We start from the raw sequence: 21,107 nt of genomic DNA, 5'->3' as shown, positions 1-21,107 counted from the left end.
CTGATATCCGCTGCCTTCAGTCGTCGCAGGCGCTGTCAGGCAACCCGCTAGAGCGCATGAGAGCGAGGCAACGATGGCGAGGCGAAAGATCGCGGAACGATGCATTGTTTTTCTCCATTTCGGTGATGCGTTGGAGCGCGTTCTTTGCGGCCTTCGCCTCGCCCTCTGCGCGCTCGATGGAGCGCCCTTCGTGCTTTCCAAGGTGATAGGAGCCAGCGGCGAGGGCGAACGCGCAGAAAAGCCCCCCAGCCGCCATTTTCAGCCATCCGGCATCCAGACCGAACATTACGGCGCGGCGCTCCGGTTGATCGTGATCCGGCCGGAACCTACAAGCCATGTCAGAACCACGGCTCCTGTCGTGGCAAAGACCAGGCTACCGAAGGCCCACGGATTGGAGATCGCGCCGAACAGGGTTGCGCCGCTTTCAACAACGCCCTTCAGATCGTCCACCGCGCCGAGGCCGATAGCGCCGAGGAAGCTGCCGATAATCGTCAAGAGCGACTTGCTTTTCATGGCCGGCACGTTGTCCGGCTGCGCATCGCGCTCGGCAACATCGTCAGGCTGGCCCTGATAATAAGCGAGTGTCGCCGCTTCCAGGGCGTCGAGGAAGCACTGGTAATAACCGGCGATCAGCTTTGCCTTGTCCCGGCCGTTAACGACCGCGCGCGCGCCAACCGGATCATCCTTCTTGAGGTTGAAATAGTCGGTCAGCTTCTTGCCGGTAAACAAGCCTTCCAGCATGCCCACGATGGCAATCTCGGCGCTGATATCGAGATCGAGTGCGAGCGAAGGATTTCCAACCAGGTCAACGTCAATCCGCTCACCGAGGACTTTGTAGTTTTCTTCGTGGGTGAGCTGGATATCGCCCCGGCCGAAATAGGCTTTACCGTTCGCGCCTTTGCGCCAGTACGGTTTGCTGACCTGTCCCAGCCGGCCGGCTTTGTACGCCTTGTCCAAAGCAGCGATTGCGCCGGCGTCGGTCGAGGCGAAGGTTTCGCGCACGGGCACCATCCGGCCGCCCGTTTCGTGGAACACCGACGCCAGAATATAGGCGAGGTGGCGTTTATCCGGAGCGGGAATTTTGTGAGAGTCCCAGCACCGGAACAGTGCATTCATGCCATCAATCTGGCCCTGCGTAAGACGGCCGCCAAAAGGCGCGCGCCTCGCATATGCGAAGAACGTTGTCGCATCCATAAGGATAACTCCGATTTTGATGAGGTTTGCCCGAAGGCGAGGGGAGGGAATGAACCTTGTGGTTCACGCGCCCGGCGAGGCCGGGCTTTGCCAAGTCACGCGATGCGACCAGACAGGAGAGGCCGACCCATTGCGCCGGCGATCAGTGCTTTAGTTTTCGTCTGTGCGCCCCAGCCGAGGCGTCAGGAAATGTGCCGGCGTTGCGGGTGTACCAGGTGCGCTGTTTGGCGCTACCTTGCCGCTGCCTTCCGTTCCGTCCTTTGAACCGCCAGCGCCGCCAGAGGAACCGCCGCCCTCGTCATCGTCGCCTTCCGTCGATGATTTGCCATCGTAGAGCTTGCCGGAAATGTCCGTGGTGAAGGTGCCCTTCGCAACATATTTGTGAGTGGCCGTGTCGATGATGTAGGGCACGCCATCGAGGCCCGGCCGAATGCCGGCATAGAGCAGGGGAGCGCCGGCGCAGATCGAGGTATCACCGATCACCGTGACCGATGTGCTGCCCTCGCCACGCTTCAGGCTTTTGGCTTTCGCCTGCGCCGCCTTGTCCGCTTCATCCGGAGATGAAAACGGCTCCGGAATGCGGTAGACGCTTTCGCCATCCGCATCCGCGTCCGCTTCGATTTCGACGCGTTGCGCCTTGTCGCTGTCCTGATAGTAGGCAACCACCTTGCTGTATTTGGTGCGGTCGCCGATATCGAATTTCAGGGTGTTGAGAAGCACCATTTCAGGGGTGACGATGACGCTACCGATATTGTTGCCGCTCGCCGATCTGCCCGATCCCAGCTTTGAGAACAGCAACCGGCCCTGCTTGATCGAAAACAGCCCGTTATGGCGCTGGGCGAGGCGGCGCAGGAAATGCAGGTTGCTTTCGTCCTGCTGGCCGATCCAGTCGTAAACGAACTTCGCCAGATCGGAATCAACAGCCGGCTTCAGACCGCTTTCATCGGCGATCTGCGAGACGATATCACCAAGGGATTTCTTATCCCATGCCCGCTCTTGCCGTTCCTTCAGCTTGCCGCTCCGGAAGTCCACGGCCTTTCCGGAGATCGAAAGGCCATAGGGCAAACATGATCCGTTGATCTTGTCGGCCGTGAAGGTGCCGAGCGAACCGAGGTGCTGGCCGTAGCCCATCCGGACCGCAATGATGGCACCCTTGCGGGGCAGGGCGAGAAAGTCGGGCGAGCCATCGTTCAGCTCGATATCGACCGTGTCGGATTTCAAGCCTTCCTTATCGGTCACTGTGATGGATTTCAGACGCTCATAGAACGTGCCGGCCACGGGCTGGCCGTCAATGGTGACTTCGACGCGTGGATGCATGGTTCAATCCCAAAGGCTGACAAGGCGCGGTTGTGTCGTGGTCGACGGCATGGCCGGCATGATGATCGTGGTGCCGAGCGGCAGCACCACGCCCAGCGCCGCGAGGCCCGGATTTGCTTCAAGTACGGCCTCGACGACTTTTTCCGTTCGGCCGTAGTGCGCCAGGCAGGCGAGATCGACGGTTTCACCCTGCCGCGTGATGTATGTGTTCGACATGGCTAATCACCGGAAGAGATTTGAGAGGAAGCTTGTGGCGCGATCCAGCAATGAGCCACCGGGCAGAGGCGTTGTGTCCGGCTGGCGCTTGAGCTTGATGGTGTAGGCGTTGCGCGCAGCCACGCCACGCGCGTTGTGAAGCGACTTGTCTTCCTCAATGCCCTGCACCGTGAAGATGCCTTGGATGACACCCTCGACGGCATCACCCGTCACCAGCATCATGGGCACGCCTGCGAGCGCTTCAGCGGCAATTCCGTCGAGCTGCGATTGCCCGCCGAATTCCTCTGTGAAAATAACGCCGGCGATGGTCATTTCGTCTGACGTGGGGCCGGTCCACTGCTGGGGGTTGAGGGTTTGCCCCACGGCTACCTCAGCCCATGGGGTGTTCAGGGAACGTTTGACACCCTGATAGCCGAAGCCCAGCGCCTCGAAAGCGTAGTCGCCGAGCATCATTGACGTGTAACCGGACATATTTTACCTCTGGCGACGCATGATGAATAAGAGGGGGAACAGCGGTGAAGCCAACGCTGATACTTGCACCGCTGATGATTTTCGCGACCGTCGCGCTTGCCGCCCCTAAAAAGGATTCGAGCGACATTGCACTTCAGCTCGGAACGGTTTTGGCTGCCGAAGACTTTTGCGGCCTAACCTATGATCAAGGGATGATCACTGCTTTTATCGAGAAGAATGTGGCGGCCGACGACATGGGTTTCGCTTCTCTGTTGCAGTTGATGACGGCCGGAAAACAATCCGCCCAAAAGGGCATGACAGCATCCGCCAAAGCAGCCCACTGCACACAGATACGCAGGACCGCCAAGGCGAACGCTTTCATCCGCTAGTCGCTATAAGAGCTTTCGACACCCTGCCGCACCTTTTCGCCGACTTGCGCAGCGGCTGCATTACCGGCCGCCTCCGGATCGGAAACACCCGTGATACTGATCTGGTTGTGCACCGTGACGTTAACAGGCTCACGGTTTGTCACCCGGACATCCTGCGTGCCGTTTGGCTTTACCATTTCAGCAATTGAGCCAGCGTCGATGCGAGCCAAAACCGGCTGACCGGAGGCGCTTGCCGTGGCTGGCGCACCGCTCGCCGGTCCACCGACGCCAGAAATACCGGCGTGTTCGCGGAAGCTGAAATCCGGTTTGGCGGCATCGCCGAACCAGAAGCTATCCCAGCCAGAAACCCCCGAAGCATCCTTGTTGAGGCCGAAGAGCTTCTGCAAAGCTTCTTTGTACTTTTGCTGGTTTTTAACCTGATCCTCAAACGTATCGCCGGGGGTGTCACCCAAACTTTGGACGGACAGGCCGAAGCCGAGCTGCGAACCGAAACCCTTTAGCCACTGGCCAGCTTGGCTATACCAAGGCAGAACTTCAGGAACATTGCCGCCGCCCCCACCTTTGGGAGCTTTACCGCCCGGTTTTCCACCGTCGCCACCCAGCCCCGGAAACTCGCTCAAAGTCCCTATCGTCTTAAGGATCGAAAGCGCAGTGCTCGCGCCTGAAAGAAGCATCAATGCCCCAGCCAGCTTGCGAATTGTGCCTGCTAGCATCGCAATGCCGGCCGCGTACAAGAAAAGCTGGAAGCCGTAACCAGACATTTCCGCGAGGAATTGGGCAATCGGGTTATCCTTGATCGCGTCATTTAATTCGCGGATCGAAGCTCCCCATTCCCTGGCTTGAACGAAGATGCTGCCGATCCGATCTGCCGCGTTTGGATCGATTTTACCGAACAGCAAATCGCCCAAATCTTCTGTCAGTTCACGCACACCGCCTTCGTAGCCAAGTCCCTGCATGAAGCCCCTCATTGAGGCCTCTAACTTGTCAAAGATCGTCACCCGGCTGCCAAGGGTGTCAATCACATAGCCAATGGCTTCAGCGCCCTCGCGGATTGCCGGCAACATGTTGTCGCCCATCTCCGCGAACTTGTTAGAAATCTTGTTGCCCAAGAGATCGAGAACGTTGCGCGTGGTGTTGGCGCGCTGGACATACTCAGCGAAAGCCGACCCGGAATATTTCGTGCGGTCGGCCACGGATGCGAGCGCCTGGTCGAGCAGCTTGATATTGCCGACCAGCGGCATGAAGGCACTGGCTTCATCGCCGAAGAACTCAGACAGGAGCGCCGTCTGTTGGTGCTTCGGAGCCTTGGCAATGGCTGTGAGAACCTTGCGCAAGGTGCCCTTTGCGTCTTTCTGCATGTCCTTTGCGATGGACGGCAGATGCAGGCCAAGGGCTTTCGCCGCGTCCTTCTGTGACCTCTTGGCAAAGTCGCCCCTCGCCATAGCGCGAATAACGTTCTTCATTGCCGTGCCGGCCGTGCTGGCATCCGAGCCGGCCGCGATCATGGCGCTACCCATGGCCGCAACGTCTTCTTTCACAAAGCCGCTCATCTCGCCGATGGCGCCAACGCGCAGCATGAATTCGGTGACGTCCTTGGCCTTGGACGCCATGTTGTTTGACAGATGGTTGATGGCGTCGGCCATATCGCCGGTTTCGGCGACGTTCAAACCGAGCTGGGTTTTCAGCTTGGCGAGGCTCTCGCCGGCGTCGGCCGCCGTCATATCGAAGGCAACGCCGACACGGGCGGCCATCTCGGCAAAACTTTGTAGATCCTCAGTCGCCACGCCGGACTCGCCGGCCGCCGCAAACAAGGCCGCAATGTCGGTTGCGGCCAGAGGGATTTCGCCAGACATGCGCCGGATGCTACGGCGCATGTTTTCAAACTGTTCGTCGGTCGCCTCGACAACCTTTTTCACATCAGCGAAAGCGGTTTCGAATTCGATGGCAGCGCCGGCCGTCGCCGAAATACCTTCGGTCGCGCCGAGGTAGCCGGCACCCAGCGCGACGGCCTGCCCGATCAGCCCGCGCATCGGCGCGAACGCCTTCATCTGCTGGCCTTGCAGCCGGTCAAGAGTGCGGAAGATCGGGGCGGATTTTGCGACGACATCCTCCAGAAGGGAGATGCGCAGGGTGCTTTGCACGACAGACATTTATTGCCTCATGATCTTGGAAAGCTCACAGGACTTTTCGAAATAGGCCAGCAGCTTTTTAGGAGACCATCGCTCGATGGCTTCAAGCGATGTGGAGTGACGTTCGGAGACGAAGACGGCGATCAGCCGCCAGTCGTGTCCTTCTTCTTCTCGTTTCCCAAGAGGCCGGCCGTCGCATCGACAATCTTGGAGAAGTCTTTCGCGCCGATCTTCTTAAACGCCGGCAGGGGCGTTTCAGAGATCGAGGCGAGGATAGCGGTCATTTTGGAAAGCTGGCCGGTCATCTGGTCGCCGATGATCAGATCGCCCACGGTCGGCTCGCGGAAGGTCAGCTCGGTGATTGTGGTTTCGCCATTGGTGACGGGCTTGGCGAGGGCAACGGTTACAGTCTCGGTCATGGTAGAACCTCAAAGAAATGGCCCGCACGAAGCGGGCCGAATGAAAGTTGAAAATTCTGGAGGGGAGTGACGCGCCCTTAGAGCAAGAGCGCGCTACGAATGTCAGCGTTTTGCGAGACGCCACCGACTTTGAATTCGAAATCATCCATTTCGTAGATTTCTTCGCCGTCGATTTCGAGCTTGTAGTAATTCACGTCCACGGCGTAATCGTTTGCCGCCAGATCGCCACCCTTCCAGGTGCCCGGATCGGGCTTGTAGAGCTTGCCGCGAATGGACATGACGGCGCTGTGCGTGGTGCCATCTTCATCGACATGCGCGCCGGTAACGAGGAAAGGCGTGTCAGCGCCGGGCTTGAGGCCGAAGAGCTTCAGGATTTGCGGATCAAGGCCCGGCATCTTGAAGCTGAATTCCAGCGCATTGTAACCAAGGTGCACGTTGCGTTCCTTGATCATGCCAGCGTTGCGCATCCCCTCGCGCTTGGCTTCCGGCACGGGCGGCGTGATTTCGCCGATCTGGCCGAGCTGGCTTTCGCGATCTGCCCACAGCATGCAGTCGCGGAGGATGTAACGGGGAAGTGTTTTTTCTGCCATGTCTGGCTACTCCTTAAGCGGCAACCGCGAGCGGACCGGTTTCGATAAGCCCATTCACTTCATCCAGCAGAAGCCGGTAATAGAGAATGTTGCGGTGGGTGGTGATGTGGATTTGCTCCATGATGCCAACCGGCTCGAACTCGACATCGAGGAAGAGCTTTCCGTTTGCCATCAGGGTCGGATCATTGACCGTCGGGAACCAGCAACGGAAACCGAGAATGTCGCCGTTGTTTTTAAAGACGCGACCAGCGGCGTTACCGTCCTCGATCATCATCTTCATGTTGGCCTTCGAGAGCTTGCGATCCACGTAGAGGAAGTAGATATCCTCCAGCGCCTCGTTGATCATGTCGGCCGTGGCGCGGACGTTATCGAATTGCCAGATCGGATCATCAATCGCGAGACGGCTACCCCAGGTGCGGAAGCCGCCACGCTCGTTGATGATCGTCGCCACCTGATTTTCGTTCAGATAGTTGGAATCATCGGGGTACATGATCGTGCGGGCAACGCCGTCAATGGTGCGGATGATCTTGTTCGAAACCGAACCCGACACGCCCTCACTGGATGCCACGACGCGAGAGCGCACGCCGGCAAACACTGCCGCAACGGGCTTTGTCACCGGAACGCCGTTCACGTTCTTGATGACCTTCGGATCAATAACCAGAATGCGACCGCCATTGATGGTGCGACGGAAGCGCAGGGCTTCGGCGTTGGTCGTGTTCGGGCCGCTTATGTAAGCGCGAGCGCGGATTTTCGGGGTGATGGCATTCAGCGCCGAAACAAACGGGTTTGCAACGTCACCGACATTGGCCGTCGCTTCGGGCAGCACCTTGGCGGCATCAGCGCCACCACCCTCGAAGGTGATGACAGGCGGTTCCGAAAGCTTCTTGCCGGGTTTGACGACGCGGACGGCTACAACCTTATCCGCGTTGGTGCCTTCACCCATGACGGCTTCCAGCGTCGGCAGCTCCTTGCCTTGGTCGTTACCGCCGCCCGTGGCCTTCACGATTGGCGGCTCGGTCAGCTTGGAACCTTCAGCAACAACGGAAACTGAAACGACGCCGGCTTCCACCCAAGCGCCAGTGTTGCCGGCCGTAATGATGACGCGCGGCTGGTAGCTCGTGATACCCTTGGCCCGGAGCGCCGCATAAAGACCGGTACGGGCAACAGCATCGCCGATCAGGTTCGCTTGCAATTCTGCGGGATCGGCACTGTGTTCCACGCGGTTGATGATGCACCACGATCCGCCTTCGCCGAACACCGTCTTCACGTCTTCGAGCAGGGTGCCGTCAGCGCCGAGGCCGGTCGCTTGCGTCAGAGACGTGATGAGCGTCGGGGTATTCAGCGGGAAAGCGGCCGGATCGGCGTCAGGTGCCGTTCCGTTGATGAAAGTGATGCCTTGGCGCTGGACACGGAGAAGCGACGGGGTTTCCGTGCTTTCGGTCAAGGTCACGCCATGCGCATAGGCCAGGTCAGCCATTATGGACTCCTTTGAAGTTTCCAGATTGTGAAGGGAGGGTTCCGGCTCATTGCCGGACAGGAGGAAGCGCCCCGCCAGAAATGGCGGGACGGATTTTGTCAGAGCGTGAGAGGCGTCACGGCCAATAAGCCGGCTCTGTTGCGAAGTCGGCGGGGATCGGGTTCATGTTCTTCAGCTCGCGAGCAGCCAAGATATGAGCCTGCTTGTGGCCGAGCGCGGCGTAACCGAAGCGCATGACGGTTTGAGCATCCATCGCCTGCGTCGTGTTGTCGGCTGCGATCCACCTGAATTCAGGCGGCGCATTTGGGTCCAGCAGGCGTTGCCATCCGTAATCACCGGCCGCAGCTCCGAGAGCAACCGCATCAGTTGCCGCCTTAACCGCCCCGGCGATGTTCTCACGATCTTCCGGACGGGACTGGTAGAGAATGCCATCGAATACGAAACCCGCCTCGACGCGACGGTCGCGCTCGATATCGACATCGAGTGCGGTCACCCCGCGAAGCGCTACCAGCTCGGCGGCATAGGTGGCCGCCAGTGCTTCGATTTCGGCCGGCGATGGCTTTTCAGCCGCCAAATCCCATTTGACGATGATGGCCGTGCTGGTCCTGTCGGGGCTGTTTGGCTTCACCTTGTGCGCGCACCAGAAGTCAACGCCATGGATTGCCGCAGGATGAAGCTTGCGGATCAGGAAACTCAGTTCGTCTGACGAGAGATCGTAGGGCAATCCCTCAGTGCTATAAGGGTCGCTCATCAGTTATTCCTCAACAGTTCGGCACGCATGTTGATAACGTTCGTACCGTTGGAGCTGCGCAGTCCGACCAGAACGTAAGGCGCTGGGGCATCGGTAGTGCGGGCGTTGTAATTCGGGTCAATCGAACCGAACTCCCAAATACCCCCCTCGCGCTGGACGCGTGCGCCCCGATCCGCGAAGCGGTCGGACAGCCAGCCGAGATAGGCCGTCCAGAGATTGCCATCGCTGTTGACGCGGAAAAGATGAACCCCGTTTCGGAGGAAATCGAACTCCGCATTGTTCGGCTGCGCGATCATCCGCCAGTTGAAATCGCCGCCGTAGCCGTTTGGCGAAAAGTCGATAAGGCATGCGCCGTTTGCAGCGGCTCGCATTTCAAGCATAGCCGCATTAGCTGAGGGCTGGATCGTGAGTGAGCCATTAACGACACCGCCGATCAGCCGAAGATACCGCCCATCGAACAAGGCCGTCAGCGCAGCCTTGATGTTCCCCCATGTCGTTCGAAACATGGTGGACGTTCCGGATTTCACACCCGCGAAGGTATCACTATCATCGGGCGTTGCCAGACCGTTTGCGCCTGCAATCGCCGCGCCCACCGTCGCGGTGGTAGTCAGCGCCGGCAGGTTAGCCAACGGCACCTTACCGTCCACCCCGAGGGGTGCCACGCCCTCCGGCTGGTTCAACAGGTCATTGCGCATGTACTCGGAGAGGCTTGCCTGAAGGCTTTCCAAACCTTCCGTCGTCGCATAGTAGGCCGGCAGTTGCCCGCCAAACTTCAGCGTGTCAGGTGCCTTTCCGCCGACGATGATCTGGTCGATCTGCTCCTGCGCCAAAGTGATTTTGGTTTGCAGGGTGGCAATTTGCGGCGCGACATTCACTTGAATGTAATCGAGGGAGGCCTGAATGCCCCGCTCTTCAAGTTCGGTGAAAGATGCTGCGCGCGCCTCCACAACCCGAAGGCGCTCATCGACATCCCCCATGGTAAAATTCCACAGAATGCGGTCGATGAGTGTCTTCGGATATGAGGGAACCTGATAGCCGTTAGACCTCTCTGGCATAATCAAGCACCTCGTCGCCTTCCTGCTCGATGATTGCCGCCACCAGCTCACCGCGCATGTTGATTTTGTTCAGGGGGTAGAAGGTGAACCGCCCCCATTTCACGATGCGAGAAAGTTTCACATCGTAGGATTTCTCCGTGTCGATCTTGAAGGCCATGGGAACTCCTTAAAGTGCGGCAATGAAAGCGTCCTGTACGAAAGGTACGGAGGCAACATTGTTTGTGGTGGCAGAAGGGCGCATGCGGGCGGCTGTGGTCGACGCGCCGAGCATGTAGGTTGTAAGATACGTCCGACGCGCAGGCATCTGCGGATCGATCGTGACTTCGGTTGTGGTGGGATTAACCACAGCGTTGCCCACCATGATGGCCGGCGTAAACGTGTGGCGGTCGGGATCGAAGCTATCCAGCGTGTATTGCGTCTGGATGCTGGTTGTCGCGAACCCGAACGGAAAGCTTTTTGTGACGGCTCGCATGGCGTTGCGATTGCGGGCAACCCTCGAAACCGCTTTCTGGTCGAGCTGGATCATCGGCTGCAAATCCGCCGTACCCATCATGACCATGCGCAGCTCTACCGAGGCAGGCAATCCCACGAGCGGGTTCTTTGACGGGTCACCGTCATCCAGTTCCGTCCAGACCGGCGAGCCGGACGGCCGGATTTCCCAGCCAAGCTTGCAGCCACCAGGCACCCAACCGGCAAACAGCATGTCAATCTGCGTCATGCCGTCCGCAAGGTTCAAAGCCTGCATCGGGATAACCGTGCGGGGGCTACGGTAGCGGGCGGCATTCAGCCGGAAGCAGATGTCCGTTTCCGTTGACCCCTGCGCGAATGCGCCGTCTGTCGTTAGAAACTGCGTCCCGCCCACATATTTGTTCGCAGCGGAAACATGCAGCGCGTGTGCGCCTGTCGTCACGGTTACGAACGCGTAGCGTTTGCCGCTTTCGAGCAAGGTGATCGGCAGGACAACCTTGTTCCACCCAACCACCAGATCGGCATGCTTCAATGTGCCTTGCGCCAGCACCGCATCGAAACGTGGCGCACCGCCAGTCGTGGTTTCCACGATGAAAACATGCACATCGCCGTCACTATCAACCCGAGCAAATGACAGATCGAGACTGGTGATCTGCATGGGCTGGGCGACAAGGAAAGTTTGCCCATAGATCGAGCCGTTGATGCCGACCTCTTCGGTCACATACTCCCAATAAGGCTCGCTATAGATTTCTTGGCGAATTTGGCGAACGCCATAAGTCTGGTGGCCTGGTCCATAGTTCGCATCGCGATAGACTACTTCGAACGTTTCGCCGCCAACATTAAGCATCTGCCCGACACGCGCATCGCCGCCGAGGCCAGACCAGCCCGCCGCGTTTTCGCAAGCGTGCATCGTCGGGCCGTAGGTGATCCGGATACGCGATGCTTCCTTTCGGACGAGCGTGGTTTCCGTGTGCACCAACTGCGAGATGTTGAGCGAGCCATCCAGCGCCGTATTGGCTATGCGCGTCACCTCGTCAAAGGCCGGCACCATGCGGCGATCACGAAAGGCAATCTTCGGATCGTCTTCCGCCTGCACTTCGAGGCGGGCCTGCGCTTCAGCAGCGAAGCCAAAGCGGATGCCCTCCTCAATGCGCGCCAGCCAGTCCACATGCGCCATGTCCCAGCGGTCGGTAATCAGACCGTCATCGAAGACATAAGCGCGTGCCTCGTCAGGCAAATCGACCTTCAGCCGCGCCGCGCCGATATCGCGCTGCATCTGGCGAATAACTTCACGACGCGGAATTTGCGTCAGCTCGGCCGTGATATTGACGATCTGCGTTTCAATCGTCTCGGTCCGCATGAAGAGGCCATCGAGATCGACTTCCAGCGCCGTGACGCGGCCCTCGACTTCAAAAAGGGTCTTCACGCGGGAACTGTTGCCCGGCTCTATGGCGTCGACACCGGTCGATTTCAGCAGAACGAACGCAATACAGGCATCCGTGGAATCAACGAGCGGCTTGACCGGAACCGGGTTTGCTTCGCCCGGCTGCACAATCAGGTCAACGACGCGGCGGATGGTCTTTGGCGTTGTGCGGTTGACGATGACACTGGTTTCGGGATCGTCGGATGTTTCAAAGGGTCGCGTCGCAGTATCGGTGACTTCGCGGCCGCGCAGAAGGACGGCAACCCAGCGCTGGTCCGATGCGGCGACCGGAATATGAAGCTGCAGGTTTATATTGGTCGGCGCTTCGTGCGCATAGACGATCTTGCCGGCAACATAGCGGCCGGCCGAAACCGTGATTTCCTGCGCGGATTTCTTCGCCACCGTAAAGGCGGCCCAATGAGCGGGATAGCCAATGGCATCAAGCCAAAGATTGTCCGTAGCCTCCTGCCCCTGCAAACCGATGGCTTCGAAATCGGCGTGATCGGCGATTTCGGCTTCAGAAAAAGCGGTTCTCTGCATGTCTGTTTCCCTCAATCCAGCCGTTTGCGGTCCATGTAACCGCCGAGGGCGTGGCTTCCGTCGATGAAGATGTTGTCGTCAAAGGTGATGCCGCGCCGCCATGCGAAGGAAACGGAGTAGAGCGTTTCCGGCGTCTTGGCGGTCGTCATGGCCAGTTTGGCGCGGCGGATGGGTTCAAGGTTAACCGGCGTCATTGCGGCCCGCCCGAAGGCGCTGCGGCCGATCTGAAAACGGTTCTTCGGGGCAGTCAGCGTGACGCGCACCAGGTAGTGCGCAACGAATGGCTTATGGGCTATGGGCGTTCGCCCGATCACTGCCCGCCCGAAGGTGAAGCGGTTCGGATGTGCGATGCGGTCCACAATGACTGCATCGACAAAGGCGAGATAGCGCTTCAATCCGGCAAGGGTGCCTTTCAGCGCCGCCAAAGGTGACGCCGGGTAGAGAGTGGAAACGCCGGCGCATTGCGCGATCATTTCCCGCTTTCGCTCTTCGGTCCAATCATCAAACCAGAGATCGACCGAATGATGCACGGCAAGCCAAGGCAGGAACCGCGCCGGCGTCCGGTACGGGTCCATCAGTACGGCGTAAGGGATCGGCAAGTCATCCGACATTGCGGCGGCGAGCGCCTTTTCGAATTCTTCCGACGATGGCGGAAGCAAAACGCCTACATCGCTCATGCCCGCACCTCGATCTGAATATCAAGGCTGGTCATGACGGGCACCTTGTATGGGTCCGGTTCGATAACAACCGGCGCAAGATCGCGCACCCGGATTACGCCATCGCCGAAGGCAGCGCCGGAAAGAAGCGCTTGCGGGATTTCGCCGCCAATCAGGATGCGGGAGGTTGCTGCCGCGATGATGCGCTTTTCCGCTTCCGCCTTGATCATGCTGGCGCTGGCACGCGCGGCCACAATTTCCAGCGAGAGCGAAACGGCATATTCGGTGCGGCCGGCCGCCATGACCGAGATGGCGACGGCTTCCGGCGCGCGGTCCGGATGCGTAACGGCCGCCCGAATAACGGCCAGCTCGGCGTCTGTCGGAAGCCTGCCCATCGGACCGGCTATGACAACATCCGTATCGCCGCGCCGGCCGTGGACCGCACGGCCATTCACACGCGCATCCCAAAGCCCAAGCGACCTGTCCGCAGATTGCGGCCACGCCGTCCATGCATCGAAGAGATAGCGGCCGGCCGAACCAGCAGCCGGCAGATCGAAAGACAGAAGGTAGCGGCGAAGCAAGGCGTCGTCGCCTTCCATGATGGCGGCCGAGCTGGGCGTGGCAGGCGCAACGACCGAACGGACGATGTTGCGGCCGGCCGCGATGGCTTCCAGATTGCTGCCCTTGGCATAGGCGGCCAGCAGCGACCGGAAGGCATCGTTGACGCGCTGGCGATCCATCAGGCGCAGATAAGACCATGCTTCGCCGACAATGCCGGCAGGATCGGTTTCAAGGCTCTGCACGTCATAGACCGGCAGGGCCGGATTGATGACACGCATCTGGTTCCAGAATTCCAGAAACCGGACCTTGAAGGCCGAATAGAGGGTTTCGAAGTCCAGCGCCTCGATGGCATCCGGAGCCGGCAGGCGCGAAACGTCGATGGCGGCCGGCGCGTAAACAGCAAGTGTCATGATGATCTGCCCGCTATGACGACCCGCACGCTTTCATCTTCCGCAATGGAATAATCGCCGCGATGGCCGAGAGGATAATAGACGCCGAAGATTTCCAGCGCGATTGCGCCGCCGGCGTCGGCACGGCTGACTTTTCCGAACCGCATCCGGAAACGCGGTTCCCATCTCTGGATGGCGGTTGCGGCCGAGGAATAGAGCGCCAGCACATTGCGCCGCGTCATCTTCGCATCGACCAGGTCCGGCAGGTCCGAACCGAAATCGCGTCGCATGACGCGTGCGCCGATTGGCGTGTTGAGGATTTTGGCGATTGACTGCCGGGTATGATCCCAATCAGTCAGGGGTTCGCCGGTTGCGGCGTTGACGCCTGTTGAGCTTGGCATCCGCTTTCCCCTTTTCATCGATTGGCGAGACGACATCGCCGAAGGGCGGCGCAAGCTCGCGGGCCTGATCGGCAGACAGTTGGATGGGTTCGCCGGCAGCACGCCAGCGCCCGGCAATCTCGCAGCCGGTGCGAACCGTGTAGTTTTTCATGGGGTTCCTCAGTCTATCGCGAAGACTTTTCCCGAGCCTTCGACAATCGGCCATTTTCCGGAGGAAGAGCCGGACATGACGTGCACCAGGTCGCCGATCCGCGCGACCTTTTTGCCGCCGTCGCCGCCGAGCTGCACGTTATCGGATTGCACGATGACCTTGTCGGCCGTCACTTTTGCCAGTCCGTCCATCGCTTCGATAACGGTACTGCCGATCTTTATATGCAGCGGCGTGTCGCTATTTTCGCGGGCGTTCTCGTCGCTATAGGTCGAGAAGTCGATCTGCGCGTCTGCGAGATCGCCGCTTTCCGAAACCACGTCCACTTGCTCGCCGACGCTGTAAAGCACATCGACCTTGACGCCACCGGCAGAAAGTGTGCGCGCCTTGATCCATGGCGTCAGGTAGGGTTCCTCACCCTGCCGGGACAGCTCGACGCGATACCTGCTCTTGTCGTCGCTGATTTCGGCAATCTTGCCCTTGCGGCGACGATTGCGCTCGCGCCGTTCGATATCGGCAATCCGGTAATTGAGTTCCTCGATATGGTGGACCAGCCAGTCATCACCCTTCATGGCGCACCCCACCCGGAAGCGTCAGCAGCATGGCGTCTGCTTCACTGTGTGTCATGCCATAGCGCCGCATCGCCGCCGCCAGCTCTTCGTCATTGCCGGCGATCTGCGCTTTCATAAGCGCGATCTTTTTGACCATGTCCGGCTCGCGGTGCACCAGGTCGCTTTCGCATTTGGCGAAAAATGCAGCCATCGGTGAACCTTCTTTCAGCGGGTGGCCCGTAACCGGCTCAGCAACGGCGGCAACAGTCATTTTCATCTGATGGGCCGCCAAGCGAACGCCGTTCGTGTCGCCGCTGATACGGGCGCGCTGGCATTTCTCGACCCGCAAAATCAGGCTGTTGAATATCGCGGCCCACTCATTGTCCGGATCAGCCAGAGCATCCGCGATCTGGCGAAGCGTCATATCGAGATAGAATTCGAAGTTGGCGTCGGCCGCAGGAAGGCCATTCATGATGACCTTTTCATCTGTAAGGGAATCAGTCATCAGGTGCGGCGAAGCAACGCCGGCTTCAAAAACCAGATCGATTTCACCGCTGGCGATCAGGGAGCGCAATTCAAGGCCGCTCACCTGTTTGCTGTCGTCGGTATAGACCGAAACGAATTGCTTTTCCTGCGGGGTTTTGAGCTCGCCGGCAGAGCTGGTTTCCAGAGCGCCAATCTCGCTATCGAGAACATTGTCGCCAACCAGCGTTCGACCCTTGAAAGCTTGAACGGCGCAGATGCGGAGGGCAATACGGACAAGAGACATGGCACCTACCAGCGTCAGGCTTGATTAAGCCCGGCAATCAACCGGGCGTGATTTCGGTCATCGACCGTGGAAACTTCAAAGACGGGTTCGCCGGGGCGCTCCAAGGCGCGCAGCTTGTCTTTCTTGCGAAGGACGATATCGGGGTATTCGGTGCGGTCGATGTAGAGAGCCGCCTTTCCCGCCGCGATCCGCGAGTGCAGGGAGCGGCCGCCGCTGACATCGAGAGGCCCGGCCGTTTCGTCGCCAGTCCGCAGAACCGCCATGATGACGACTTGCGGCCGGTCCGGATCGGCTTTTTCGTTTTTCATGGGAGACAGGCGAATGCGCTCCGCAAACCTCTGGTCGACGCCGGACACAACCGCATCGCGCGCAGCCCGAAAGGAAGAAGCAACCGGCATGGCAATCCCCATGAAGTGCGCCCGGCCGTCGAGATGGCGACCGGGCGTTTGTTGAAAATCAGTTGGTCTTGAGCTGCACCAGGCAGTCAGGCTGCTTGCAGATGGCCAGCATGTTGGACTGCGACTTCATTTCGAGGCCGGTTCCGTGTTTCAGCGTCTCGGTAGAGATGAAGATCGAGCCGTCTTCGCCTTCCGTAGGCGCCTGATTGACGCGGTCGATATGATAGGCCGGGCCGTCATAGGTGCGGAACATGGACTGCGTACCGGTCGGGTAGGCCGTGCCGCTGTTGTCATCCACATTCTTGACCGTCGAGACAGAGCCATCATTCGCCTTGACCGGCAGACCGCCCTTGTATTCGCGGAAGAGAATGTCGCCGAATTCAAAGACGCGGCCCCAATTGCCGCCGAGGCGCTGGCGTTCAAGCGTTGTGTGAAGGCCTGAATTCTGTGCCTGCACCCAAAACTTTTCGACCTTGGCATGCGAGATCAGCTTGGAGAAGAATTTCGTATCGACTACGGCTTCCACCGCGCCGACCGTTTCACCCCTGGCATTGCTGATGATGTGGTCGCTTGCTTCTTCGCACTTGGCGCGGACATCGGTAGCGGCCGTGCCGAGCGCGAAATCGATTTCCTTCTTTTCGACGCCGAACGTGTCGTAAAGATTGTACAGCGTGCGAAGCTTGCCGTCCTTGATTTCGCCGCGGAGCATGCCGAGCCGCAGAAACTCGCGCGTAATCGCATGGTTCTTGCGGATGATGACAAGCTTGCGTTCAAGTTCGGCATCAAGCGAGCGCTCGGTAATCTCGCCGTTGACGACTTCGAGCATGCCGTCGATATCGCCGACAAGGATGTTTTCGAGGTGCACGAAATGCGGGATCGCAATGATGATGCCGTTCTGGTCATCATCGCCGGCGACCTCACCAGGTGCACCCGGCTCCTGATGCGAGAGAACGACGATCTGGCCGTCGCGGAAGTCGATGCGAACCATGCGCGAACGCTTCGGTTCGCTCGGCGCGATGTTGAGCGCGTTCAGAAGGCCGAAGGTATTCGGCAGTTTGTTGACCTCGTCGGTGAGTTCAACGTTGGAGTAAGGCAGCAAGATTTCAGGCATTGCCGATTGTTCCTTGTGAAGAAAAAGGCGCAGGACATCGCGTCCCGCGCGCGCAGGCTGAAAGGCCGGCTATTGTTGGAAAGGGTGGATCAGGCGCGCAGGATCAGGCCGAGGCGGTCTTCGATATCTGCGATGGCGGCGGCCTGCTGTTCGGCAGTGACGCCAGCGGGCCAGACGATGTTGGCACGGTTGAGAACCGAGAAGCGACGGGAATAGAGCAGCCCGTCAACGCGGTCCGTGCCGTCCGGCGCTTCGCAATCCTTCAGGCAAACGCCGTGAACGATCTGGCTACCATCCGTCGCGGCCGGGTCCCATGCGACCAGCTTGCCGAGCTTGTCGCCGGCCGGCGCTTCTTCGGTTCCGGCGATACGGCCGATGAGCTGGCCGAGCTTGACCAGGCGGGCACTACCGCCCGTGCCGCCGAGCAGCGTACCGACGCCGCGCGAGATTTCGGGATCTACTTCCTTCTTCAACAGCGTGGACATGCCGGGGGTCTGCTGGAATTTCATAACAGGCAAAGTGCCCATGGTTGTTCCCTTTCGAAAGGAATTGGAGTTTTCAGGGGTGACGCGCGGAGCCGATCAGCTCTTTTTCATCTTGGCGGCGCGGGCATCCATGCGAGCGGACAGACCGCCCTTTGCCTTCGGCTTGCCGTTCGGCTCGCGGTTGAGGTTTTCCGCATTCATCATGCGGCGCGGCGGCTGGTATTCTTCCTCGCCGGCGTCGGCTTTCGGCGCGACGGAAAGCGTTGCCTTGGCGGCCTCGACAGTGTTGCCGGCGTTGAACAGATGCTCGGCAAGCGCCTCGCGGCCCTTGGCTTCATCCAGCGCCATGATGGCGGCGCGGCGATCAAGCGCCTCCTTAACGGCGTCGTTCGCGGATGCCGTCAGTTTCGCGACCTGTTCTTTCAGGCCATTGTTTTCCGTTTCAAGCAGCGCGGCGCGCTCTGCATCGGTCATGGTGGTTTCCTTTGGAGGGTTTGGCGTTTGGGTCTTCGGCGGATGGCTGGATGCCATCGACCATTTCTTCGTTTTCGCCAGCGCAACCAGTTTTTTGGGCGCGTGCGCAAACAGGCTGTAATCGAAGGCAGCAACCGGCTTGGCCTTTGTGGTGGCCGTCGCATCGGCGAAGCCCTCGGCAACCGCCTCATCGGGCGTGAACCAGCGTTCCGCTTTCATAATCTCGCGGCAGTCTTCAGCGCTCTTGCCGGACTTTGCCGCGTAGACGCGGGCATAGGACGTTGCCAAGGCTTCCAGAGCTTCGATTGTCTTGCTGTGTTCGCTGGAATTTCCGAAGGTGAAACCGCTCGGATCATGGATCATCATCACGGAGCCGGCCGTCATGGTGACGGTTGCGCCAGCCATGGCGATCAGCGAGGCGGCCGACGCGGCAATGCCTTCGATGACAATGTTCGTGATGCCAGGGCGAGCCGACAACAGCGCGTGGATTGCAGCGCCTTCCGTCGCAACACCGCCGCCCGAATTCAAATGAACGTCAAGTTCGGAATCGCCATCGATCTGCGAGAGCGCAACGATCACATCAGCGGCGGTAAAACCGTCATCGTAGTAATACTCGCCGACATAGCCGGAAAGCCGAAGCTTTCCGTCTTCAAGAATTGCAGCCATTTGGGATTACCTCAGTAGGGCCGGAAACGACCGCTGATAGCGTGCCGCCGAATTTTGGGTTTCTCGCCGCGCGCAATCTGGCAATTGCGGAGGGCTTCATTCAAAGCGCGCTGCACCTGGTCGAGCGAGGCGGTGGAATAGCGCATCATGTCTTCGCCGAAGCGGCCTTCCGTCATCATCTCGCCGGTAAGCAACGCTTCCTCAACGCGGCGCAGTTTGGCTGCGCGCGCGCACCAGTCGATCTTCAAAGGATCGTCATTATCGGCCATCAGGCGGCCTCCTTTGCTGGATCGCGGTTGCCTTCGGCAGCAGCGCCAAGCGGACCGCCGCCCCCGCCTTGCGAACGGCCAAACGGATGGGGAACGCCTGCGGCTTCAAACATCTTCTTTTCGATGCCGAGCTGTTCGATCTGTTCCTCGCCGTTCTTGCCGGCCAGAGCGCATTCGTCGTGGAATGTTGAAATTCCAGTTTCCAGACGAATCTTGACCGCAAGAGCCGCCTTGTAGTCGTCGGCAGATGGTGCAGCCGGTCCGCTCCATTCAGACTGGTAAACGCTTTCGCGGTCCCGGCTGAAGGCTGCATATCCGCCCTTGAATGGAATGATCTTGCGAAAGATCATCTCATCAAGCCAGCGCTCGAAAACGCCCTGAAGGAACGGGGCAACGATCCGCGAACGCCGACGCATGACGATAGGCCAGATGGTGGCAACGGCCATGCGAACCGACGAATAAGAGGCGTTGGAATGATCCATCGCCAGTGCCTCGTATGTGATGCCGAGGCAGCGGGCGATTTCCTTCAGGAGGCTTTGGAAGAACGGCAGATACTGCGAACCCGGCGTTGCCGCCGTGTGCATCTCGAAAGTTTCGCCCGGTCCAAGATGATTGATGCGGCCGGACTCGGACATCGAAATGCCCTTGTTCTTCAGGGCATCAATGCGATTGCCCCAAACGTCCATCAAGTCTTCCTGCAGGCCGCCGATGAATGCGTCCCAATCGCCCTCATAACCTTCGGGCGCTTCCATTTCGGAAAGTGTCCGGATGGCGTCGAAGGCGGTTTCGCTGGGTTCGGGGCTTTTGATTGTCGCCGCGAAGATAGTCTGCATCAGCGCCGTGGCGAGCGTTGCGTCCGCGAGCTGGTCGGATTGCGCGATGACCTTCAGCGCCGGCGCAATGACCGAAATCCCGCGCGGGCTGTTGAGGTTGGCGGCGCGGTCCATGACATGGATAACGTCAGCCCCATCGATAGTCCGATCGGACTCGATACCATTCTTACGGACACGGAACTTGTAGCCAATCGCCCGGTTGTGTTCGTCATGATAGACGCCCTGATCAAGCCCCTCGCTTTCGTTTGTCGTGCGCGGGCAACGATGCGCGGCGAGGACGGAAACCTTCAGGCCGATGGTCAGGCCGAGGCGGCGTTGAACGTCCACCGGCAATTGATCGAGAACGGCAAAGCCCTCGCCCGTGGCAAGGAAGCTCCGCAGAAGCGCTTCCGCCATATCCGCAATCGTCGCCTTGCCGGCGAGATCGCATTCCTTCGGGTTCCACGCAAAGCGCCGCCATGCCCGTTCAACCTTGCGGCACCACGCCGAGGCCTGCTTTTTCGTGTAGCCGAAAGCTTCGAGCTGGGAGCGCAGATTGAGTTTCAGTTCGTCGCCGATGGTGTCGGTGATGATCTGTTCAACCGCGCCGGATATCCAGCCGCTGTTCTGCATGAAGTCGAAGGCAAGCGCCGAGGCGCGTTCGGCCGACTCGCGAACATCGAGGCGGGCATCGCGCGTGACGGCGCGGCGCATGGCAAGGGTTCCTGCCGTGTCGCCGCGCAGATACCGCGCAGTCATCTTTCGCGCCAGCGGCTTGTTCGCGGCCGGGGCTGATACCCGAACCGAATTCGCCTTGACGCGATGGCGAGGTTTTTCACTCAAGAGTATGACCCCCAACGTTTGCGCTGACGCGACTTTTTGTCGGTTGCTGGCGCTGGTTTCGGTTTTTGCTTGCTGAAGGGGCTTTCGTCGGCCAGGTCGAACAAGTCGTTGATCTGTTCCGTTTCGCCGTGGAGATCACGGATCAAATCGGCCCAG

At 59.5% G+C, this 21,107-nt stretch carries 26 protein-coding genes; 1 reads left to right on the top strand and 25 read right to left on the bottom strand.

Features of this window, described 5'->3' with window-relative positions; translation table 11 throughout:
- Positions 1-16: 16 nt before the first annotated feature.
- The 5 genes from AGR2A_RS27795 to AGR2A_RS27775 all read right to left on the bottom strand — a co-directional run bounded on the left by AGR2A_RS27795 (position 17) and on the right by AGR2A_RS27775 (position 3,198).
- Positions 17-286 carry a hypothetical protein gene (locus AGR2A_RS27795; RefSeq protein ID WP_080823813.1) on the bottom strand — a complete coding sequence of 90 codons (270 nt, stop codon included), beginning with the start codon at positions 284-286 and terminating at the stop codon, positions 17-19.
- Positions 286-1,194, bottom strand: a complete 909-nt coding sequence (locus AGR2A_RS27790; protein WP_080823811.1) for a glycoside hydrolase family 19 protein — start codon at positions 1,192-1,194, stop codon at positions 286-288. Before AGR2A_RS27790 ends, AGR2A_RS27795 begins: the two co-directional genes overlap by 1 nt.
- Positions 1,195-1,344: 150 nt before the next feature.
- Positions 1,345-2,511 carry a phage late control D family protein gene (locus AGR2A_RS27785; protein WP_080823810.1) on the bottom strand — a complete coding sequence of 389 codons (1,167 nt, stop codon included), beginning with the start codon at positions 2,509-2,511 and terminating at the stop codon, positions 1,345-1,347.
- Between the two features lie 3 nt (positions 2,512-2,514).
- Positions 2,515-2,727, bottom strand: a complete 213-nt coding sequence (locus tag AGR2A_RS27780; RefSeq protein WP_020811263.1) for a tail protein X — start codon at positions 2,725-2,727, stop codon at positions 2,515-2,517.
- Between the two features lie 6 nt (positions 2,728-2,733).
- Positions 2,734-3,198 (bottom strand): phage tail protein, encoded by a 465-nt coding sequence (locus AGR2A_RS27775; protein ID WP_080823808.1) that lies wholly within the window; start codon positions 3,196-3,198, stop codon positions 2,734-2,736.
- 44 nt (positions 3,199-3,242) lie between these two features.
- On the opposite strand from AGR2A_RS27775, the gene AGR2A_RS27770 reads away from it, so the two are divergent.
- Positions 3,243-3,566, top strand: a complete 324-nt coding sequence (locus AGR2A_RS27770; RefSeq protein ID WP_245316641.1) for a signal recognition particle — start codon at positions 3,243-3,245, stop codon at positions 3,564-3,566.
- Here AGR2A_RS27770 and AGR2A_RS27765 read toward each other — a convergent pair.
- The 20 genes from AGR2A_RS27765 to AGR2A_RS27675 all read right to left on the bottom strand — a co-directional run bounded on the left by AGR2A_RS27765 (position 3,563) and on the right by AGR2A_RS27675 (position 20,951).
- The gene (locus AGR2A_RS27765) at positions 3,563-5,716 is read right to left on the bottom strand and encodes a phage tail tape measure protein (protein WP_080823807.1); all 2,154 of its coding nucleotides are present in this window, start codon (positions 5,714-5,716) and stop codon (positions 3,563-3,565) included. The genes AGR2A_RS27770 and AGR2A_RS27765 overlap by 4 nt on opposite strands.
- A gap of 122 nt (positions 5,717-5,838) precedes the next feature.
- Positions 5,839-6,114 carry a phage tail assembly protein gene (locus tag AGR2A_RS27760; protein ID WP_080823806.1) on the bottom strand — a complete coding sequence of 92 codons (276 nt, stop codon included), beginning with the start codon at positions 6,112-6,114 and terminating at the stop codon, positions 5,839-5,841.
- 77 nt (positions 6,115-6,191) lie between these two features.
- The gene (locus AGR2A_RS27755; protein ID WP_080823804.1) at positions 6,192-6,704 is read right to left on the bottom strand and encodes a phage major tail tube protein; all 513 of its coding nucleotides are present in this window, start codon (positions 6,702-6,704) and stop codon (positions 6,192-6,194) included.
- Positions 6,705-6,717: 13 nt separating this feature from the next.
- Complete coding sequence (locus AGR2A_RS27750) at positions 6,718-8,181, bottom strand: phage tail sheath C-terminal domain-containing protein (protein ID WP_080823802.1); 1,464 nt, start codon at positions 8,179-8,181, stop codon at positions 6,718-6,720.
- Positions 8,182-8,296: 115 nt separating this feature from the next.
- Positions 8,297-8,932, bottom strand: coding sequence for a DUF4376 domain-containing protein (locus AGR2A_RS27745; protein ID WP_080823800.1), 636 nt, complete (start codon positions 8,930-8,932; stop codon positions 8,297-8,299).
- On the bottom strand, positions 8,932-9,909 hold the full coding sequence (locus AGR2A_RS29940) for a hypothetical protein (RefSeq protein ID WP_208617160.1): 978 nt from the start codon (positions 9,907-9,909) through the stop codon (positions 8,932-8,934). Before AGR2A_RS29940 ends, AGR2A_RS27745 begins: the two co-directional genes overlap by 1 nt.
- A 61-nt stretch (positions 9,910-9,970) precedes the next feature.
- Entirely contained in the window at positions 9,971-10,144 is a 174-nt protein-coding gene (locus AGR2A_RS29830) for a hypothetical protein (protein WP_167378259.1), read from the bottom strand.
- 9 nt (positions 10,145-10,153) lie between these two features.
- Positions 10,154-12,418, bottom strand: a complete 2,265-nt coding sequence (locus AGR2A_RS27735) for a hypothetical protein (RefSeq protein ID WP_080823797.1) — start codon at positions 12,416-12,418, stop codon at positions 10,154-10,156.
- Positions 12,419-12,429: 11 nt separating this feature from the next.
- Positions 12,430-13,095 carry a phage tail protein I gene (locus AGR2A_RS27730; protein WP_080823796.1) on the bottom strand — a complete coding sequence of 222 codons (666 nt, stop codon included), beginning with the start codon at positions 13,093-13,095 and terminating at the stop codon, positions 12,430-12,432.
- The gene (locus tag AGR2A_RS27725) at positions 13,092-14,045 is read right to left on the bottom strand and encodes a baseplate J/gp47 family protein (RefSeq protein ID WP_080823794.1); all 954 of its coding nucleotides are present in this window, start codon (positions 14,043-14,045) and stop codon (positions 13,092-13,094) included. The genes AGR2A_RS27730 and AGR2A_RS27725 overlap by 4 nt, the downstream gene beginning before the upstream one ends.
- Positions 14,042-14,425, bottom strand: a complete 384-nt coding sequence (locus AGR2A_RS27720) for a GPW/gp25 family protein (protein WP_080823793.1) — start codon at positions 14,423-14,425, stop codon at positions 14,042-14,044. The genes AGR2A_RS27725 and AGR2A_RS27720 overlap by 4 nt, the downstream gene beginning before the upstream one ends.
- The gene (locus AGR2A_RS27715) at positions 14,376-14,576 is read right to left on the bottom strand and encodes a hypothetical protein (protein WP_080823791.1); all 201 of its coding nucleotides are present in this window, start codon (positions 14,574-14,576) and stop codon (positions 14,376-14,378) included. Before AGR2A_RS27715 ends, AGR2A_RS27720 begins: the two co-directional genes overlap by 50 nt.
- 8 nt (positions 14,577-14,584) lie before the next feature.
- Positions 14,585-15,145 carry a phage baseplate assembly protein V gene (locus AGR2A_RS27710; protein WP_080823789.1) on the bottom strand — a complete coding sequence of 187 codons (561 nt, stop codon included), beginning with the start codon at positions 15,143-15,145 and terminating at the stop codon, positions 14,585-14,587.
- Complete coding sequence (locus AGR2A_RS27705; RefSeq protein ID WP_080823787.1) at positions 15,135-15,893, bottom strand: hypothetical protein; 759 nt, start codon at positions 15,891-15,893, stop codon at positions 15,135-15,137. The genes AGR2A_RS27710 and AGR2A_RS27705 overlap by 11 nt, the downstream gene beginning before the upstream one ends.
- 14 nt (positions 15,894-15,907) lie before the next feature.
- Positions 15,908-16,291 carry a hypothetical protein gene (locus AGR2A_RS27700; RefSeq protein ID WP_072495482.1) on the bottom strand — a complete coding sequence of 128 codons (384 nt, stop codon included), beginning with the start codon at positions 16,289-16,291 and terminating at the stop codon, positions 15,908-15,910.
- 58 nt (positions 16,292-16,349) lie between these two features.
- A complete protein-coding gene (locus AGR2A_RS27695) occupies positions 16,350-17,402 on the bottom strand; it encodes a major capsid protein (protein WP_080823784.1) in 1,053 nt (350 codons plus the stop codon).
- A gap of 89 nt (positions 17,403-17,491) precedes the next feature.
- Positions 17,492-17,929 (bottom strand): head decoration protein, encoded by a 438-nt coding sequence (locus AGR2A_RS27690; protein WP_080823783.1) that lies wholly within the window; start codon positions 17,927-17,929, stop codon positions 17,492-17,494.
- A gap of 54 nt (positions 17,930-17,983) precedes the next feature.
- On the bottom strand, positions 17,984-19,027 hold the full coding sequence (locus tag AGR2A_RS27685; RefSeq protein ID WP_080823779.1) for a head maturation protease, ClpP-related: 1,044 nt from the start codon (positions 19,025-19,027) through the stop codon (positions 17,984-17,986).
- An 11-nt stretch (positions 19,028-19,038) separates the two neighbouring features.
- Positions 19,039-19,296, bottom strand: a complete 258-nt coding sequence (locus AGR2A_RS27680) for a hypothetical protein (RefSeq protein WP_080823777.1) — start codon at positions 19,294-19,296, stop codon at positions 19,039-19,041.
- Positions 19,296-20,951, bottom strand: a complete 1,656-nt coding sequence (locus AGR2A_RS27675; protein ID WP_286079609.1) for a phage portal protein — start codon at positions 20,949-20,951, stop codon at positions 19,296-19,298. Before AGR2A_RS27675 ends, AGR2A_RS27680 begins: the two co-directional genes overlap by 1 nt.
- Positions 20,952-21,107 lie beyond the last annotated feature (156 nt).

It is taken from the genome of Agrobacterium genomosp. 2 str. CFBP 5494 (genome assembly GCF_900013495.1).
In the GTDB taxonomy this organism is placed as follows: domain Bacteria; phylum Pseudomonadota; class Alphaproteobacteria; order Rhizobiales; family Rhizobiaceae; genus Agrobacterium; species Agrobacterium pusense.
Note: the sequence above shows the minus strand (reverse complement) of the source record. Positions and strands in the feature narration are given on the sequence as shown.

Coding starts and splice junctions, on each gene's coding strand:
- AGR2A_RS27795 (WP_080823813.1), bottom strand. CDS start 286: ATGTTCGGTCTGGATGCCGGATGGCTGAAAATGGCGGCTGGGGGGCTT.
- AGR2A_RS29830 (WP_167378259.1), bottom strand. CDS start 10,144: ATGGCCTTCAAGATCGACACGGAGAAATCCTACGATGTGAAACTTTCT.
- AGR2A_RS27690 (WP_080823783.1), bottom strand. CDS start 17,929: ATGGGCACTTTGCCTGTTATGAAATTCCAGCAGACCCCCGGCATGTCC.
- AGR2A_RS27725 (WP_080823794.1), bottom strand. CDS start 14,045: ATGACACTTGCTGTTTACGCGCCGGCCGCCATCGACGTTTCGCGCCTG.
- AGR2A_RS27760 (WP_080823806.1), bottom strand. CDS start 6,114: ATGACCGAGACTGTAACCGTTGCCCTCGCCAAGCCCGTCACCAATGGC.
- AGR2A_RS27695 (WP_080823784.1), bottom strand. CDS start 17,402: ATGCCTGAAATCTTGCTGCCTTACTCCAACGTTGAACTCACCGACGAG.
- AGR2A_RS27705 (WP_080823787.1), bottom strand. CDS start 15,893: ATGTCTCTTGTCCGTATTGCCCTCCGCATCTGCGCCGTTCAAGCTTTC.
- AGR2A_RS27745 (WP_080823800.1), bottom strand. CDS start 8,932: ATGAGCGACCCTTATAGCACTGAGGGATTGCCCTACGATCTCTCGTCA.
- AGR2A_RS27750 (WP_080823802.1), bottom strand. CDS start 8,181: ATGGCTGACCTGGCCTATGCGCATGGCGTGACCTTGACCGAAAGCACG.
- AGR2A_RS27715 (WP_080823791.1), bottom strand. CDS start 14,576: ATGAAAAACTACACGGTTCGCACCGGCTGCGAGATTGCCGGGCGCTGG.
- AGR2A_RS27790 (WP_080823811.1), bottom strand. CDS start 1,194: ATGGATGCGACAACGTTCTTCGCATATGCGAGGCGCGCGCCTTTTGGC.
- AGR2A_RS27735 (WP_080823797.1), bottom strand. CDS start 12,418: ATGCAGAGAACCGCTTTTTCTGAAGCCGAAATCGCCGATCACGCCGAT.
- AGR2A_RS27785 (WP_080823810.1), bottom strand. CDS start 2,511: ATGCATCCACGCGTCGAAGTCACCATTGACGGCCAGCCCGTGGCCGGC.
- AGR2A_RS27685 (WP_080823779.1), bottom strand. CDS start 19,027: ATGGCTGCAATTCTTGAAGACGGAAAGCTTCGGCTTTCCGGCTATGTC.
- AGR2A_RS29940 (WP_208617160.1), bottom strand. CDS start 9,909: ATGGGGGATGTCGATGAGCGCCTTCGGGTTGTGGAGGCGCGCGCAGCA.
- AGR2A_RS27700 (WP_072495482.1), bottom strand. CDS start 16,291: ATGCCGGTTGCTTCTTCCTTTCGGGCTGCGCGCGATGCGGTTGTGTCC.
- AGR2A_RS27780 (WP_020811263.1), bottom strand. CDS start 2,727: ATGTCGAACACATACATCACGCGGCAGGGTGAAACCGTCGATCTCGCC.
- AGR2A_RS27720 (WP_080823793.1), bottom strand. CDS start 14,425: ATGCCAAGCTCAACAGGCGTCAACGCCGCAACCGGCGAACCCCTGACT.
- AGR2A_RS27765 (WP_080823807.1), bottom strand. CDS start 5,716: ATGTCTGTCGTGCAAAGCACCCTGCGCATCTCCCTTCTGGAGGATGTC.
- AGR2A_RS27730 (WP_080823796.1), bottom strand. CDS start 13,095: ATGAGCGATGTAGGCGTTTTGCTTCCGCCATCGTCGGAAGAATTCGAA.
- AGR2A_RS27710 (WP_080823789.1), bottom strand. CDS start 15,145: ATGAAGGGTGATGACTGGCTGGTCCACCATATCGAGGAACTCAATTAC.
- AGR2A_RS27680 (WP_080823777.1), bottom strand. CDS start 19,296: ATGGCCGATAATGACGATCCTTTGAAGATCGACTGGTGCGCGCGCGCA.
- AGR2A_RS27775 (WP_080823808.1), bottom strand. CDS start 3,198: ATGTCCGGTTACACGTCAATGATGCTCGGCGACTACGCTTTCGAGGCG.
- AGR2A_RS27755 (WP_080823804.1), bottom strand. CDS start 6,704: ATGGCAGAAAAAACACTTCCCCGTTACATCCTCCGCGACTGCATGCTG.